We start from the raw sequence: 14,575 nt of genomic DNA, 5'->3' as shown, positions 1-14,575 counted from the left end.
TATAAGGAGGAGAGGGTTCATCATGGAAGAGACGTTGATTCCGGCGGCGGAGTATCTAGTAGAGCGTATGCGCGTTCTGGTCTATAACGAGCGCAGCCAGATGGGGGTTGCGGCTGCGGCTGCGGTCGGACAGAGGATCAGAGACTTGCAGATGCAGTCTACGGCTCCGGTCCGTATCGTATTTGCAGCGGCTCCGTCACAGAATGAGCTGTATGAAGGTCTGGTCCGGGAGCAGGGAATTGACTGGTCCCGGGTGCACGCTTTTCATATGGATGAATATATCGGACTGCCGGAAGACGCACCCCAGCGCTTCGGAAACTACTTGCAGGAACGGTTGTTTAAGAGAGTCAATCCCGGACGGATTGAGCTACTGGGCCGGACGGGCAATATTGAAGAGGAGTGCCGGAGATACGCAGCGCTGCTGAATGAAGCGCCCATAGATATCGTCTGCCTCGGCATCGGAGAGAACGGGCATATTGCGTTCAATGATCCGCCTGTAGCTGATTTCGCCGATCCGCTAGTTGTTAAAGTGGTCGAATTAGATCAGGCCTGCCGGACGCAGCAGGTGAATGACGGCTGCTTCGCCAGCCTGGAAGATGTACCTACTCATGCGCTGACACTGACCGTGCCCGCCTTGATGGCAGGCCGCCATCTGTTCACCATTGTTCCCGGCTTGGCTAAGCGGGCCGCGCTTCAGGCTGCGCTTCATGGCCCGCTCAGTACCGCGTGTCCTGCGAGTGTACTGCGGACTCACCCCGACATTACGCTGTTCACGGACCGTGATGCCTTCGGCTTATGAACGGTGTGATCTCGGGAAGACATTACAGAACCGGCCTGCCGCTTGAGGTCCACGTTAACGAAGGCGTCATTGAAGCCGTTCATACGCTGGCCGAGAGTCCGCATATGGCTGATTGGCCCTGCCTTGCGCCGGGGCTGGTTGATTTACAGGTCAATGGCGGCTGGGGGCTGGACCTGAACACGCTTCCGCTTAAGCCGGAGACCGTGGCCGGACTCTCGCGCCGCCTGCTGGCCCGGGGAGTTACCTCATATTGTCCGACTCTGATTACGCACAGGCTGGACAAGCTCACCCAGGCAGTGTCCGCGATTGCTGAAGCGGTGCGGACACAGCCGGATAACGCCGGACTGATCGCAGGCATCCATCTGGAGGGGCCTTTCCTATCCCCGGAGGACGGTCCGCGCGGGGCGCACCCCCTGGAGCATATCTGCCCGCCTGACTGGGAAGCGTTCTGCCGCTGGCAGGAAGCGGCGGAAGGGCTGATACGGATCATTACTGTGTCCCCCGAATGGCCGGGGGCCGCAGCCTTCATCTCCCGGTGCAGCGCCACCGGTGTCCGGGTCTCCATCGGACATACAGCCGCCTCGCCGGAGCAGATCCGGGAAGCGGTGGCAGCGGGTGCAGTGATGTCCACTCATCTGGGCAATGGCACACATCTCACGCTCCCGCGTCATCCTCATTATCTGTGGGAGCAGTTGGCTGCCGATGAGCTGTATGGCTGTATGATTGCTGACGGCTGCCATCTGCCGGATACGCTGCTGAAGGTGATTCTGCGGGTGAAGCGCAACCGGGCGATTCTCGTCAGCGATGCCGTCTCGCTGAGCGGCATGGCGCCGGGTGCCTACAGGCTGCACATCGGCGGCGACGTGGTGCTGACGCCGGAAGGGCGGCTGCATCTGGCCGGCCATCCGCAGCTGCTGGCCGGATCAGCCATGATGCTGGCGGATCAGGTGGCCTACCTGGCCCGGGCCGGGCTGGCACCGCTGGCGGACGCCATCGACTGCGCCTCGGTTCAACCGGCCCGGCTGCTCGCACTTCCGCAGGCTGCCGGGCTTACCGCTGGTGCGCCAGCGGATCTGATCGGCTTCCGCAAGGGCGGCGGCGGAGGCCTGGAGATCCAAGCGGTATGGAAGAACGGCCGGATTACATCGGCCGATAAGGATTAGTACTGCATCAGAATTAAAATAGTGACATCTGCATGATGAGCTATAGAGTCAAACAGATGCGAAAAACCGAACACATTGCTCCCGCGAGCCGGTGTGTGGTCCCATGTATGCGAAAAACCGACTACATTCGGATCGGGAGCAGCGCATACGCCAAATGTAATCGGAAAACCGATTACAATCGGACCGGGGGCGGCGCATACGCCCAATGTAATCGGAAAACCGATTACATTAGGACTGGGGGCGGCGCATACGCCAAATGTAATCGGAAAACCGATTACATTCGGACTGGGGGCGGCGCATACGCCAAATGTAATCGGAGAACCGATTACATTCGGACTGGGGGCGGCGCATACGCCAAATGTAATCGGAGAACCGATTACATTCGGACTATGAGCGGGGCGGTAGCTTCGTCTTACTGATCCAATCCACAAAATTAAATCAAACGTTATACTAGGAGGAGAGAGCGATGCTTAGCTTAATACCCGAGCCGAAGCAGATAAGGATGACGGAGAAGGAGCCATGGCGGGCAGGCGGGGAAGTCCGTCTGCGGCTGGCCATGGAAGTGGATGATCCCCGGCTGGTGCTTCATTGCAGGCGGGCTTTTCCCGGCCGGGAGATTATCACGACTGTCTCGGGAGCAGCTGAGGGATACTCGCTGCTGATTGAGGGGTTTGCGGAAAGCAAGGAAACTGAGATCACTGAGAGCACTGAAAGCACTGAGAGCACTGGGAAAACTTCAACGCAGACTGAACTAGTAGCTTCCGGGCAGGATGCCGCATGGGCAACGCCCGGAGAAGCCGGACTGAATAATGGCAGGGCTTCGGCTCCTGATCCTGCTGAGGCAGACTTGTCCGCGCTGAAGGGCCGAACGGAAGGCTACCATCTGGAGGTTATCGCAAGCGGAGCAATTATCCGCGCACTTGACGCTCCGGGGCTCTATTACGGCTTGCAAACGCTGCTGCAATTGCAGAGCCTGCACGCCGATGACGATATTCCGGCGGTTTCCATTACCGACTGGCCCGATACAGAGCTTCGAGTGATGAATTTCGATCTGCGCCAGACCTTCTCGAAGCCGGAGCGGCTGACCCTATATCTGGCGGAATTCTCCCGCTACAAGACGAACGCGGTGCTCATTGAATACGAGGACAAATTCCCGTTCAGCACACACCGCGAATTCAGCCATCCGCAGCACTCGCTTAGCGAGGAACAGCTGGAGGCGCTTCAGGCTGCGGCGCATGAGCATTATATCGAGATTATCCCGCTACAGCAGAGCTTCGGCCATCTGGAGTATGTGCTGCGCCATGACGCCTGGAAGCATCTGCGGGAGACCGAAGAGTCTACAGGCGAGATCTGCCCATCCCATCCGCAGACATATGAGCTGATTACCGGCCTGCTTGCGGAGATGATGGACGCCCATCCCGGATCGCTTTACATCCATCTTGGCTGTGACGAGGTGTACAGCCTGTGTGAATGTGAAGCGTGCAGCATGGAGTTCGGCGGTGTGCGGGAGCGGGCCTTCATCTCCTTCCTGAACCGTCTGATCGAATTCACGGCCAGCCGGGGACGGCAGCCGATCTTCTGGCACGACATGCTGGACAAATGCCCGCCGGAAGAGCTGGCGAAGCTTGATCCGCGCAGCGCAGCGATGATCTGGATCTATAACGGCCGCAACATCAAACATGAAGTTACTTCCCTGACCCATAAGTTCAGGGCGCTGGGCATTGAGGTGATGGGTGCACCGGCGGTCCGCAGCTTCGACTGGGCGGAGCACCAGAACTATCCGGTCATTGATAACCGGACAGATAATCTGCTTCAGTGGGCAGAGACTGCCGGGAAGCTGGATATCCGCTGCATGGTGGCAACGAACTGGACCGGGCCGTTCAGCCTTGGCGTTCCTTATGGCGTGTTCGAGACCACCTGGTACCCGATGCTCCTTCATGCCGATCTCACCTGGAACCGGCATGCGGATGCCGGTACGTTCATCGACCGCTTCCTGGAGCTGTTCCATGGTATCTCATCCGAGACAGGCCATGCACAGCTTGGCAATTACCTGTTGGAGGATTACTACGATATCATCTGGAAGCTGATCGATAATGTCCAGAGGAATAAGGATTACGCCGAGCTAATCGCAATTATGCATGATTTCGAGGTGGCGACCGACCGTTCCAGGGCAATCCATAAGTATGCCTACCGCTGGGAGCTGTACCCGGGCGACAGCGCGGAATGGCGCTCGCTGCTGAACAATTACACCCGTAACCGTAACGGTCGCGAAGCTGTCAAGCCCCGGATGCTGGAGGCGCTTCTGCAATACCAGCCCCGGGATATGGCTGAGCATTTCGTAACATCGCGTTTTTATCTGCATGATTATCTGGAGCGGACGCTCTACCAGGAGCTGGGACTTGTCCACGACGAGGATTAGCCAACAAACCGACAGGAGGATGGAGCAGTTATGCAACTGAATGAAGTGAATTCCCTGCAAGATCCGGCCGCCATGAGCCTGGAGGACAAAATCACGCTAATGTGCGTAGTGGGCACCCCTTCTACAACAGCGGAGCCAGAATTTCGTAAGCGGATGTCCGGGAACCAGTTCGGAGGGATCGGCCTGTTCCCTCATAATGTTAAGGATGAGCAGCAGACGCTGAAGCTGATGGCAGAGGTTCAGTCCATTGCCGGAGACTCCGGCATTCCACAGCCTTATTATATATCGATTGATGAGGAAGGAGGTACGCTCTCCAAGTTCAAGACCTTTTATCCGCATATCCCCGGTAACCGTGCCGCCGGATTAAGCCTGGATGCTGAGACTGCTTATCTCCAAGGTAAAATCATCGGCAGCCAGCTCCGTGCACTGGGCATTCCGATGAATTGGGCACCGGTGCTGGATGTGAATACGAACATAGACAATCCAGTTGTAGGGGTACGTTCCTTCGGCGAAGACCCTGAAGTAGTAGCCGCCTTCGGCAAGGCATATATTCGTGGAATGCATGAGGCAGGGGTGGCCGTAACAGCCAAGCATTTCCCCGGTCACGGACAAGTCAGCGGGGATTCTCATGTAGTACTGCCTGAGTGCGAACTTACAATAGAGGAATTAATGAACGGACCGCTGTTGCCATTCATCGCCGCCATTGAAGCCGGGGCGGATTCGATCATGATGGGCCATCTCGTCTTTCCGGCCATTGCCGAGTCGGAAGGTCTGCCTGCTTCGCTCAGCCCGTTCTTCGCCGGAGAGCTGCTGCGGAGGCGTCTCGGCTTCCAGGGTGTGATCTGCACCGATGACATTGAGATGGGCGCGATCAAGAAGAATTTCAACCCGGAAGATGTGGGAGTGTTGGCTGTACTGGCCGGCAATGACATGATATTGATGTGTCATACGCCAGAATTCCAGGAGCGGGTCATCGCTGGCATCCGACAAGCTGTTCTGGACGGCGTCATCGCCGAGTCCAGAATTGACGAATCGGTCAGCCGCATCCACCGCCTCTATGCGAAATTCCGGCAATACCAGACGGCAGCCCGGCCTATTCCGCGCGAGGGCTGGAAAGAGGCGGCCCTACAATATGCGCGCCGCACGGTCAAGATCAGCCGTGATCCGCAGCAATTACTGCCGCTGTCTGCTGAACGCTCCTATCTGCTGATCTTGCCGCGCCAGGAGCAGCTCACTATCGCCGACAATTCCGGCGGCCAGACCATCGGCTTGGCCTCACTGCTGGAAGACCAGGGCTTGCCCGTGCAGGTAGAATATTGCAGCATGAAGCCTGAAGCTGCTGAGATTGCCGGCTTATGTGCCAAGGCTGCCGGACATACCGTGATCCAGGGAACGCTGAATGCCCACCTGTTTCACGGCCAGCTCGAACTTGCCGCGCAGCTTGCTGCGGCTTGCCCGCTGCTGAATCTGGTGCTGCGCAACCCGTATGACGATGCTTACCTGCCGCAGAACGCCGGAAGCATCCTGCTGTGCTCGACCTCTGATTATTCGCTTCAGGCGCTGGCGGAAGTATTGAGCGGCCGGAAGTCTAAATGTTGACCGCAGTAACGATTACACTTTAGTTAAGATTTTGTCCTATACAACTCTATCAAGAGCAGACTCTCATCATGAATGAGGTCTGCTCTCATTTGTGTTGATAGAGAAAAAAATAGTACTATGTTAAAACATAGAATCCCAATTCCTGGAGGGAATACAACACGACACTGAAGGAGGAGACACAGGATGAAAAGGAAACGCACTATCTCGATATTAAATCTTTTTTTTCTAATCCCAGTCATCATTCTAAGCTTCTACACCTGGAAAGACTACAGAAATTATCTAACGAATGTGAAGGACTACTTCCCCGCCATGGAACAGATCTTTCTGCTGGATGGGGGCAAGCAAATGCTAGGCCTGTCCAAGGAAGATACATTTGATGAGAAATACGACGTATATCTATGGGACACCGCAACCGCAGCGCTGATCCGGCAGACCACCATCCCCACCAGCTTCCAGAGCGAGCCGGGACCAGTCACCTATCAGCAGGATGGTATTCTCATCCCGATCTATACCAAGACCTCAGGACTGATGCTGAATCTCATCCGCCCCACAGGCGAGATCGAGGAGCTGTCGCAAGGTACGCTCCATATTCCGTTCTCCTTAAGTTCGAATGCGTTCTCCTGGCGGGGCAGATTGATTGCCGCCGGGAATATCACGGACTCCGAATGGGTGATTGCCCAGGTGAAGGACGGCAAGCTGGAACGGGCGATCCTGGATAAGCAGAAGCTTCTCCCGGCCAGACCGGTCCGGATGTCTGAGTTGATAGGCAGCTTCCAGAATGAACTGTCGGTCCCATTATTCTCGGTCAGCTTAAAGGATAACCGTTCAGCCTTGGTCAGCGGAATTCTGGACACGGCAGGCAAGCCTGCCGTGCTGGTGGGGCAGGAGGATGAAGCCTCATTCGCTCTGCAGGACCGGGCCAGCGCACAGTTCGCTAAGGTCTTTGGTTTCAATAACGCCAAGCTGGTCCGAGTGCATGACGATTATCCAGGCATAGCTGCCTTCTACAACAGAAATGAGAAGGAATGGGGAGACGCTGTTCCTGTGCCGAAGCCGGTCTACCAAACCCGTGTCTTCCTGCTGAATGACGAAGAGCTGCTGATCGCCGGATCTACGGCAGAGGATGAAGTTGACGGGCAGGTTACAGGATATATTTTCAATGAACGGACCGGACAGTTTCAGGATGCCTCATCACTTCTGAAGCAGTTAGCGTATGACCATATCAAAGACACGGACACCCGGTTCTATAAGCAATTAGGCAGCAGCACGCTATATTATAGCAGCGGCAAACAGGAAGTAGGAGCTGCAGATCTGGAGATCGGGAAGGCCAACGTATACACCAATCAGCAGGTGGAAGGCTGGCTCATAACGGACAACGATACCCGGGTCTCCCTCGTAAGCTTCATGAATTATGCCAAGCAGGGCGGAGGACTTATCATCAACTGGGCCGTATGGGTTGTGATTACCTTGGCCATGCTGCTGGGCTTTGCTATTATTCCACGCATGCTGATGAACGCCAGAAGCAGACAGATCCAGTCAGGCGAGATCGTTCAGGGCCACATTAAGAGTATGAAGGAGACAGGTCTCTATGTTAACGAACAGCCGATGGTCCGCTTCGTGGTGGAGTTCGTGGATGAAGGCCGGCTCAAGGACGTTGAGATTAAGCAAGTCATCTCATTCCTAAGTCCGCTTAAGGCAGGTGATCCTGTGCGCATCAGCTATAACCGCAGGAAGCATAAAGCCGTGTTCATCACCGAAGAGGATCTGGGGCAGCTATAATTTCCAACCGGAGCTTACGCAATTAAGCCGTATGAATCAACTTTATATACGTATCCATCATTGGAATACGACGCCAGCTTCTTTATAATTTCATTGTGCAATCAACGTCATTCCATTAAGGAGCTGCAGCAATGAGAGAACTGAAGGGCAAACAGGTTATTCTTCAAGACCATGATTTGAAGCGCAGAGAGGATGCCAACCGCCGGTATTTGATGAAGCTGACGAATGATAATCTCCTTTTTAACTATAAGGTGGAAGCTGGAAGATATGACGGCAGGGATATCCCGGAAGATGCCCATGGGGGCTGGGAGACACCGGTATGCCAGATCCGCGGTCATTTCCTGGGGCACTGGCTGTCTGCGGCAGCGATCCGGTATCATGAGACCGGGGACCAGGAAATCAAGGTGAAGGCTGACCTTATCCTTGACGAGCTGGCTGAATGCCAGAAGGACAACGGAGGACAATGGGCCGCGCCGATTCCCGAGAAATATCTGCACTGGGTGGCACAAGGCAAAGCAATCTGGGCACCGCAATATAATATTCATAAGTTATTTATGGGACTTGTGGACATGCACCAGTTCACCGGCTGCGGCAAGGCGCTTGACATCGCCAATCGTTTTGCCGACTGGTTCGTCGACTGGAGCAGTACCTTCACCAGAGAGAAGTTCGATGACATTCTGGATATGGAGACGGGCGGTATGCTGGAGGCATGGGCGGACCTGCTTCAGATTACCGGAGATGCCAAGTATACGACCCTGCTGGAGCGTTATTACCGCAGCCGACTGTTCCGTCCATTACTGGAAAATAAAGACCCGCTGACCAACATGCACGCCAACACAACCATTCCCGAAGTGCTTGGCTGCGCCCGAGCTTACGAGGTCACCGGTGAGCAGCGCTGGATGGATATCGTCACAGCCTATTGGAAATGTGCTGTAACTGAACGGGGAATGCTGGCCACAGGCGGCAATACGGCCGGTGAGGTGTGGATGCCGAAGATGAAGATCAAGGCCCGCCTTGGAGACAAGAATCAGGAGCACTGTACGGTATATAATATGATCCGTCTGGCAGAATTCCTGTTCCGGCACACCTCAGATCCGGCCTATGCGCAGTATATCGAATACAATATGTACAACGGAATCATGGCCCAGGCCTATTACCAGGAGTATCATCTGACCGGCAATAAGCACAGCGACCCCGCAACCGGACTGCTCACCTACTTCCTGCCAATGAAGGCCGGGCTGCGGAAGGACTGGAGCACGGAGACAGACAGCTTCTTCTGCTGTCACGGAACGATGGTCCAGGCCAACGCCGCGCTGAATAGAGCCATCTATTATCAGGAGCAGAACGACATCTATGTCTGCCAGTATTTCCGTTCGGAGCTGACCACTGAGATCCACGGAGAGAACGTGCGGATTCAGCAATCTCAGGACCATATGAGCGGAAGCATGCTGAACTCCTCGAACACAGCCGGGCAGCAGGAATTGAATGAGATTACTGCACTTCATGAGAACATGCCGGATTACAGAAAATACGACTTCACCGTTCATACCGGATCAGCCCATGAATTCGCCATCCATCTGCGGATTCCCGATTGGATCATGTCGGAGGCCGTCATCTATGTGAATGGTGAACTGCACGGCAAGTCTGCGGATCACTCTGCCTTCTACACGATACTGCGGAACTGGCAGGACGGCGACCGGATCAGCATCATTTTGCCGGTGGGCATCCGGTTTATCCCTCTGCCGGACGATGAACAGACTGGTGCGTTCCGCTATGGTCCTGAAGTGCTGGCCGGTATCACGGAGCATGAACGGATTCTATATCCCCCGTTAGCAGGTGCAGCCGATGAGATCATCATGGAGAATGAACGGGAGTGGGGGAGCTGGCGCTACTTCTTCAAGACCACCCGTCAGGACCCGGGCATCCAGCTCAGAAGAATCCGTGATATCGGGTACGAGCCTTATCAGGTGTATTTCCCGGTAAAATCCCCCCACAAAGTGGAGTTTTAGCTTCGATGTATATTCAGGTACTTTGCGGGGACCCCGGAAACATATACATTCTTGTCTATTTAAATAAGCATAGGCGTTATTTAGTAGAACAACCACCTGCATCCTTGCAGGTGGTTATTCTATGCGCAATGTTTTTTGAACGATCGGTCGTTAAATTATTGACACTTCATTATACTATTCCTTATAATGACACTAATTCAATAGAAGGGAGCCTGAGGGTTATCAAGAAGAAAGAGATTACATCCGGTTACATCATCCAGGCCGCATTTGAGCTTTTTGCTGAGTATGGAATAGAGAAAACGAGTTTGGGCTTGATCGCCAAAAAAGTAGGGATTACCAAATCCTCTATTTATTATCATTTTGCGACCAAAGAAGAGCTGATCAGCCGGACCTTTGAACATATTTTCCGGGACCATCATTTTACAGCGTACTTTGATACCCAATCCGCCAATATAGACAATTTCGTGGAAATCCTAATCAGCGGCGGTCTAAACATGCTGCCAAGCGGCGAAGAAGAATATCGTTCCACATTAAGGGTGCTCAGTGAGTTTGCGATGCTGGCTGAGCGGGATGAACAATTTAGAGCTCCATTCCTGAGCATCCAACAAGATTTTGTAAAGGGCTTTGAGCAGCTTCTCTCGCTAGGTGCTGAATTCGGGCTTATCGCTTCTCCAACCATCGGGGTTAACGCAGCTATCCTTGCCTTGCTTATCGATAATTTGTCCAGATGTAAGATGATGAAGATGGACCTCGAATATCAGATGATATGGGAAGAGGCTGTCCGAAGAACGTTCATTCGTGAAGACCGCTAATAACTAACAGGGGGCGTATACACTTGAAACATATTATTATTACAGGTACCTCCAGAGGAATCGGTGAATCCCTAGCTAATCAATTCATCGACCCGTCCCACCATCTGATATGCATATCCAGAACGGTTAACCAAGGACTCATGGCACGTGCGAAGGAACTGGATTGTCACATGGATTATTTCAATTATGATTTAACGAATATTGGTGGTCTCGATCAGCTTTGTGAAGAGATTTTTCAACGAATTGCTGTTCATTCCAGCGGCGAAGCCGTCTATCTGATCAATAATGCCGCCATGTTGATTCCTGTGTGCCCGATTGATCAGTTAGTGACGGAGCAAATCGTAGAGAACCTCCATTTGAATCTGTTAGCACCGATGGTGATTACCTCCAACTTTTTACAGCTTACCAAGCATATGAATGTGGATAAAAGAATCCTGAATATATCCTCAGCTTCTGCAAAGTACATACTGCCTTCACAAAGCGCCTACAGTACTGCGAAAGCTGGTTTAGACACTTTTACCAAATGTATAGACATCGAACAAAAGCTGGCTGCCTATCCGGCAAAAGCAGCAGCAGTGTATCCAGGCATGATCGATACAAGCTTGCAATCAGATATACGATCCGTTCCCGCTGAGCTGTTCCCCTATGTTAATGAATTCATTCAGCTATCTGAGGAAGGCAAGCTGCACTCCCCGGAATACACAGCATCTAAATTAATTGAGATTCTTGTAAGTGAAGATTTCGGAAAGACTGCAATTGTCGAAACCATTGATTAATGCTGAGAGAAAGGTGATGAACATCAGTCCCTCCAGAAAAGTAAGCAGCTTTAAGCAGCTTGATGACTTCATAACATACGGCGGGTATATGGAAATACCGGAGAATCGCGGACGGACGCTACGGGAGCTTATGCTTGACTGTCAAGCCAGCTACAGGAGTGAGCACGGTCTCAGCCTGGAATTTGAGTTCCGGCAATGCAGTTTAAGCTTAATCTACACCGTTAAAGGCTACTTCGGTTCGCAGCTTAACTTTAACCGTAGAGGACGGAGAGTTACGGGGGATGACATGCGCCTATGGCAGCAGTTCCCGAATTACCTTGCAGAGCTTGGGCTGACCACCGTAAGCTTCACGCAGACCCGTAAGAGTATTAGAGCACATCTAAGTAACGGACTGCGGGTAATTTTCCAATACTCGGCGGAGCATGGCGATTATCTATTGGATCAGATTAGCAGTCGTTATGGCAACTCGAGCAAACTGAGCCGCATTATAGCTGAGCCAATGATCCTGGAGATGGAGAGCATGGGCTGTACAGTCAGCAGCTACCTGAAGCACGGTGGATTCTTCAAGCTGCCGGGGCAGAAACTCCAGTTTCCGGAGCTGCTCACGCTGTGCACCACCAAAGAAAGCCACAGCAGCATCACAGGAACGATACTGGGATTTCAGTTCAAGCATTGGCTGCTGGAGATCTTTTATGATGAGAAGCTGCAACTCACCGGCGAGAATATGAAGTTCATCCCGGAACACGATGGGGATGCGAATGGTGAAGGGCAGCAGAATAACGAATTCCGTACGTGGGGAGATTTCCAGGGGTTTGCCCGGCATAACGGTATTCAGATCATCGAGCAATGCCGCAGCCTGGATGTCATGATCGTCTTCCTGGATTCAGGGACCAATGTGCACTTTAATTATTCCGAAGACCTGGGGGATTATGTTGTCACTGTGTTGGAAGGCGACGGAATCAGCTTGCGTGACAGCTACAGGAGAATTTATAAGGATTAATGCGTTGTAAAAATAAAAAACCACCGTTGAAGGTCCATCCCTTAACCGGTGGTTTTTTGCTTATCAACGAACTGATAGGTCAAATGGAAATTCAATTGCCATTTTTTTGCGCATCTGCACGTTGATTTGAGTATTTCCATTCATCTACTTCACGGGGATCAACGCCAAGCAAGTGACTGATTAGAAGCGCCAATGTAACGTTCGGGAGGACCACACCGTACTCAATATTCTGGTAGTTACGCAAGGTGCATTTCATGGTGTCATTGATCTGATGTACGATGGATTCTTGGGTATACCCTGCGGCTTTCCGTGCATCCTTTATCCTCAAAATGCAATATCTCCCTCAACTTTTCGGTATGTTTTTATGATAGGGGAGGAAAGAAGTTAATTTAACGCTTTATAATACACGAAATATATTGCGTAAATTGTTTTTCAGTATATAATAATAGATGTAAACGGGATAAATAGTAAAATATCCCTTTGTATTTACCGCCGTTTGATTCAACTTTAGTATCAACTATACGTTTGCTTTTAATCCTATTTTATGGAAGGAGGTGTGTGGGTTTGGGATCGGTAAATTCTATCCGGGAAGACCTGCTCGCGTATATGAACAGCAATCATATGATACATTCCCATTTTGCGGAGTTATCGGGTCTCAATTCAGGTACGCTCAGCCGGATCTTAAAAGGTAAACATCCAATCTCCATGGCACAGCTGGCTGCGATTACTGCTGGAATGGAGCTGCCGGAGGACTATTTTTTTGAAGAATACATTGAGGAATGCTTTTCCTTTGTAGTCTCTATGCGGCGTATACGCCCTTTTATTTTCCGGTGTGCAGAACTAGATCGTTTGGATTGTATTGAACAGATTGTGAACCGTTTGCTGGAGGATTTATCTTATGCCTCTTTACTGTTTGAATTCGCTGAGCAATTTTATGCGGACAATAAACGCAGTGCTGCAAGGATATTGTATCAGGGTGTGAGCGAAGCCGAAAAGTATCAGCATTCCGAACAGTTAGCATTATGCCAGTACCGTATATTTCAGATTGAATTAGAAGAACAACAGGATCTGGAGGAGAAGTTACGTGCAGCCACTCAATTTGAGTTATATGTAAGCCGCCTAGATGCAGCCGATCAGCTCGATGCAATGAAACAGCTAATGCATATATATGGTCTGGTACACAAGTGGAAAAGAGTGGATGAACTCGCTAAGGAAATGCACCGGGTAGCATCTGTTCAATATGAGCTGGAAGGCCGCCGGTCTGACATCATAGAAGAAGGGTTGAAGCGTCCTGAGCGTCCCTTCTACTATTATATCCTGTATGCATATTTAGCCAGAGCTACAGCCAGCGAAGCGAGCGGCGATTACGGGCGGGCCTTATCCTTTGTAGATCTGTATGCAAATGCCGAACGCTGGGTACAGGAGAGCGATGAACAATCCAGGCAGATCACTGCACAATTTACAGAATGGGCTGTTGCTAACACCTATCTATACCGGTTAATGTCCGGAGAATTGGATGTAATCCATGAGTACGTCAATTATATAGCGCTTCAAGAGAATGAAATATTTGTAGCATTGCGTTATATCGTTCAAGCGGCGAATGTATTTAAGCTTAATATTGACAGCATCTTAGAGCGGTTCGCGCCATACATACCCTATGAATCGGGCAAGACAGATTGTGGCGATTACAAGCAGGCCATTCTGCAAGAGAGCTATGCGCAATTCCTCATAGAGCTGGCAATCTATCATTTCAATCAGAAAAAGGATACTGAGAGCGCATTAAGTATTCTACTAACAGGTTTGGAAATATCAATTACCATGAATAGCAGTCGAAATATGATTGCTTGTATGACACTTTTTGAGGAATATAGGGATTTCGCAGATCAGGAACTGCAGGGAAGATTCAAAAATCTATCAAGTGAGGTGTATCAGCTCAATGCGAAAAAAGATCTTATTCTTCTTGACGCTCTGTAGTGTTTCGATTGTTATTTCAACGACGTTAACCTTGGTGACTACGATGGGACATGGCTGGGGAACTTAATCATTTTCGCAAAAATACACAAGGGTGCTCCTGACATCTCGGGGGCGCCTTTTTTATGTTTCGGTGGCCTCGCAATGTACCTGATTCTACATCGAAGCCAAGCTCCACTTTGTGGGGTTGTTTTGTGCAATCAAATAGATATCCTATTATCTGTCATAAAACCCTATGATAGCATAAA

General features: G+C 51.6%; 12 protein-coding genes. 11 read left to right on the top strand and 1 reads right to left on the bottom strand.

Features of this window, described 5'->3' with window-relative positions; translation table 11 throughout:
* The first annotated feature begins 22 nt into the window (after positions 1 to 22).
* The 10 genes from NSU18_RS03160 to NSU18_RS03115 all read left to right on the top strand — a co-directional run bounded on the left by NSU18_RS03160 (position 23) and on the right by NSU18_RS03115 (position 12,356).
* Positions 23 to 799: a glucosamine-6-phosphate deaminase gene (locus NSU18_RS03160; RefSeq protein ID WP_341148188.1), complete on the top strand. Its 777-nt coding sequence runs from the start codon at positions 23 to 25 to the stop codon at positions 797 to 799.
* Positions 796 to 1,962 (top strand): N-acetylglucosamine-6-phosphate deacetylase, encoded by a 1,167-nt coding sequence (locus NSU18_RS03155; protein ID WP_341148187.1) that lies wholly within the window; start codon positions 796 to 798, stop codon positions 1,960 to 1,962. The genes NSU18_RS03160 and NSU18_RS03155 overlap by 4 nt, the downstream gene beginning before the upstream one ends.
* Before the next feature lie 75 nt (positions 1,963 to 2,037).
* Positions 2,038 to 2,355, top strand: a complete 318-nt coding sequence (locus NSU18_RS03150; protein WP_341148186.1) for a hypothetical protein — start codon at positions 2,038 to 2,040, stop codon at positions 2,353 to 2,355.
* A gap of 73 nt (positions 2,356 to 2,428) precedes the next feature.
* Positions 2,429 to 4,381: a DUF4838 domain-containing protein gene (locus NSU18_RS03145; protein WP_341148185.1), complete on the top strand. Its 1,953-nt coding sequence runs from the start codon at positions 2,429 to 2,431 to the stop codon at positions 4,379 to 4,381.
* A 30-nt stretch (positions 4,382 to 4,411) separates the two neighbouring features.
* Entirely contained in the window at positions 4,412 to 5,980 is a 1,569-nt protein-coding gene (nagZ, locus tag NSU18_RS03140; RefSeq protein WP_341148184.1) for a beta-N-acetylhexosaminidase, read from the top strand.
* Positions 5,981 to 6,163: 183 nt separating this feature from the next.
* On the top strand, positions 6,164 to 7,759 hold the full coding sequence (locus NSU18_RS03135; protein ID WP_341148183.1) for a hypothetical protein: 1,596 nt from the start codon (positions 6,164 to 6,166) through the stop codon (positions 7,757 to 7,759).
* A gap of 131 nt (positions 7,760 to 7,890) precedes the next feature.
* The gene (locus NSU18_RS03130) at positions 7,891 to 9,768 is read left to right on the top strand and encodes a beta-L-arabinofuranosidase domain-containing protein (protein ID WP_341148182.1); all 1,878 of its coding nucleotides are present in this window, start codon (positions 7,891 to 7,893) and stop codon (positions 9,766 to 9,768) included.
* A gap of 5 nt (positions 9,769 to 9,773) precedes the next feature.
* Positions 9,774 to 10,580, top strand: coding sequence for a TetR/AcrR family transcriptional regulator (locus NSU18_RS03125; protein WP_341148181.1), 807 nt, complete (start codon positions 9,774 to 9,776; stop codon positions 10,578 to 10,580).
* A gap of 23 nt (positions 10,581 to 10,603) precedes the next feature.
* Positions 10,604 to 11,356: a (S)-benzoin forming benzil reductase gene (locus NSU18_RS03120; RefSeq protein ID WP_341148180.1), complete on the top strand. Its 753-nt coding sequence runs from the start codon at positions 10,604 to 10,606 to the stop codon at positions 11,354 to 11,356.
* Positions 11,349 to 12,356, top strand: coding sequence for a hypothetical protein (locus tag NSU18_RS03115; protein WP_341148179.1), 1,008 nt, complete (start codon positions 11,349 to 11,351; stop codon positions 12,354 to 12,356). Before NSU18_RS03120 ends, NSU18_RS03115 begins: the two co-directional genes overlap by 8 nt.
* Before the next feature lie 91 nt (positions 12,357 to 12,447).
* Here the strand turns inward: NSU18_RS03115 and NSU18_RS03110 are convergent, their stop codons facing one another.
* Positions 12,448 to 12,684: a helix-turn-helix transcriptional regulator gene (locus NSU18_RS03110; protein ID WP_341022036.1), complete on the bottom strand. Its 237-nt coding sequence runs from the start codon at positions 12,682 to 12,684 to the stop codon at positions 12,448 to 12,450.
* 236 nt (positions 12,685 to 12,920) lie between these two features.
* Here NSU18_RS03110 and NSU18_RS03105 point away from each other — a divergent pair, with 236 nt between their 5' ends.
* Complete coding sequence (locus NSU18_RS03105; RefSeq protein WP_341148178.1) at positions 12,921 to 14,330, top strand: helix-turn-helix transcriptional regulator; 1,410 nt, start codon at positions 12,921 to 12,923, stop codon at positions 14,328 to 14,330.
* Positions 14,331 to 14,575: the final 245 nt, after the last annotated feature.

The organism is Paenibacillus sp. FSL H8-0048 (assembly GCF_038002825.1).
Classification (GTDB): Bacteria; Bacillota; Bacilli; order Paenibacillales; family Paenibacillaceae; genus Paenibacillus_AQ.
This window is presented reverse-complemented; position numbering and strand designations above follow the sequence as displayed.

Bases quoted from the DNA above. Each gene is read 5' to 3' on its own strand.
- NSU18_RS03135 (WP_341148183.1), top strand. From the start codon at position 6,164: ATGAAAAGGAAACGCACTATCTCGATATTAAATCTTTTTTTTCTAATC.
- nagZ (WP_341148184.1), top strand. From the start codon at position 4,412: ATGCAACTGAATGAAGTGAATTCCCTGCAAGATCCGGCCGCCATGAGC.
- NSU18_RS03130 (WP_341148182.1), top strand. From the start codon at position 7,891: ATGAGAGAACTGAAGGGCAAACAGGTTATTCTTCAAGACCATGATTTG.
- NSU18_RS03145 (WP_341148185.1), top strand. From the start codon at position 2,429: ATGCTTAGCTTAATACCCGAGCCGAAGCAGATAAGGATGACGGAGAAG.
- NSU18_RS03155 (WP_341148187.1), top strand. From the start codon at position 796: ATGAACGGTGTGATCTCGGGAAGACATTACAGAACCGGCCTGCCGCTT.
- NSU18_RS03125 (WP_341148181.1), top strand. From the start codon at position 9,774: ATGTATATTCAGGTACTTTGCGGGGACCCCGGAAACATATACATTCTT.
- NSU18_RS03160 (WP_341148188.1), top strand. From the start codon at position 23: ATGGAAGAGACGTTGATTCCGGCGGCGGAGTATCTAGTAGAGCGTATG.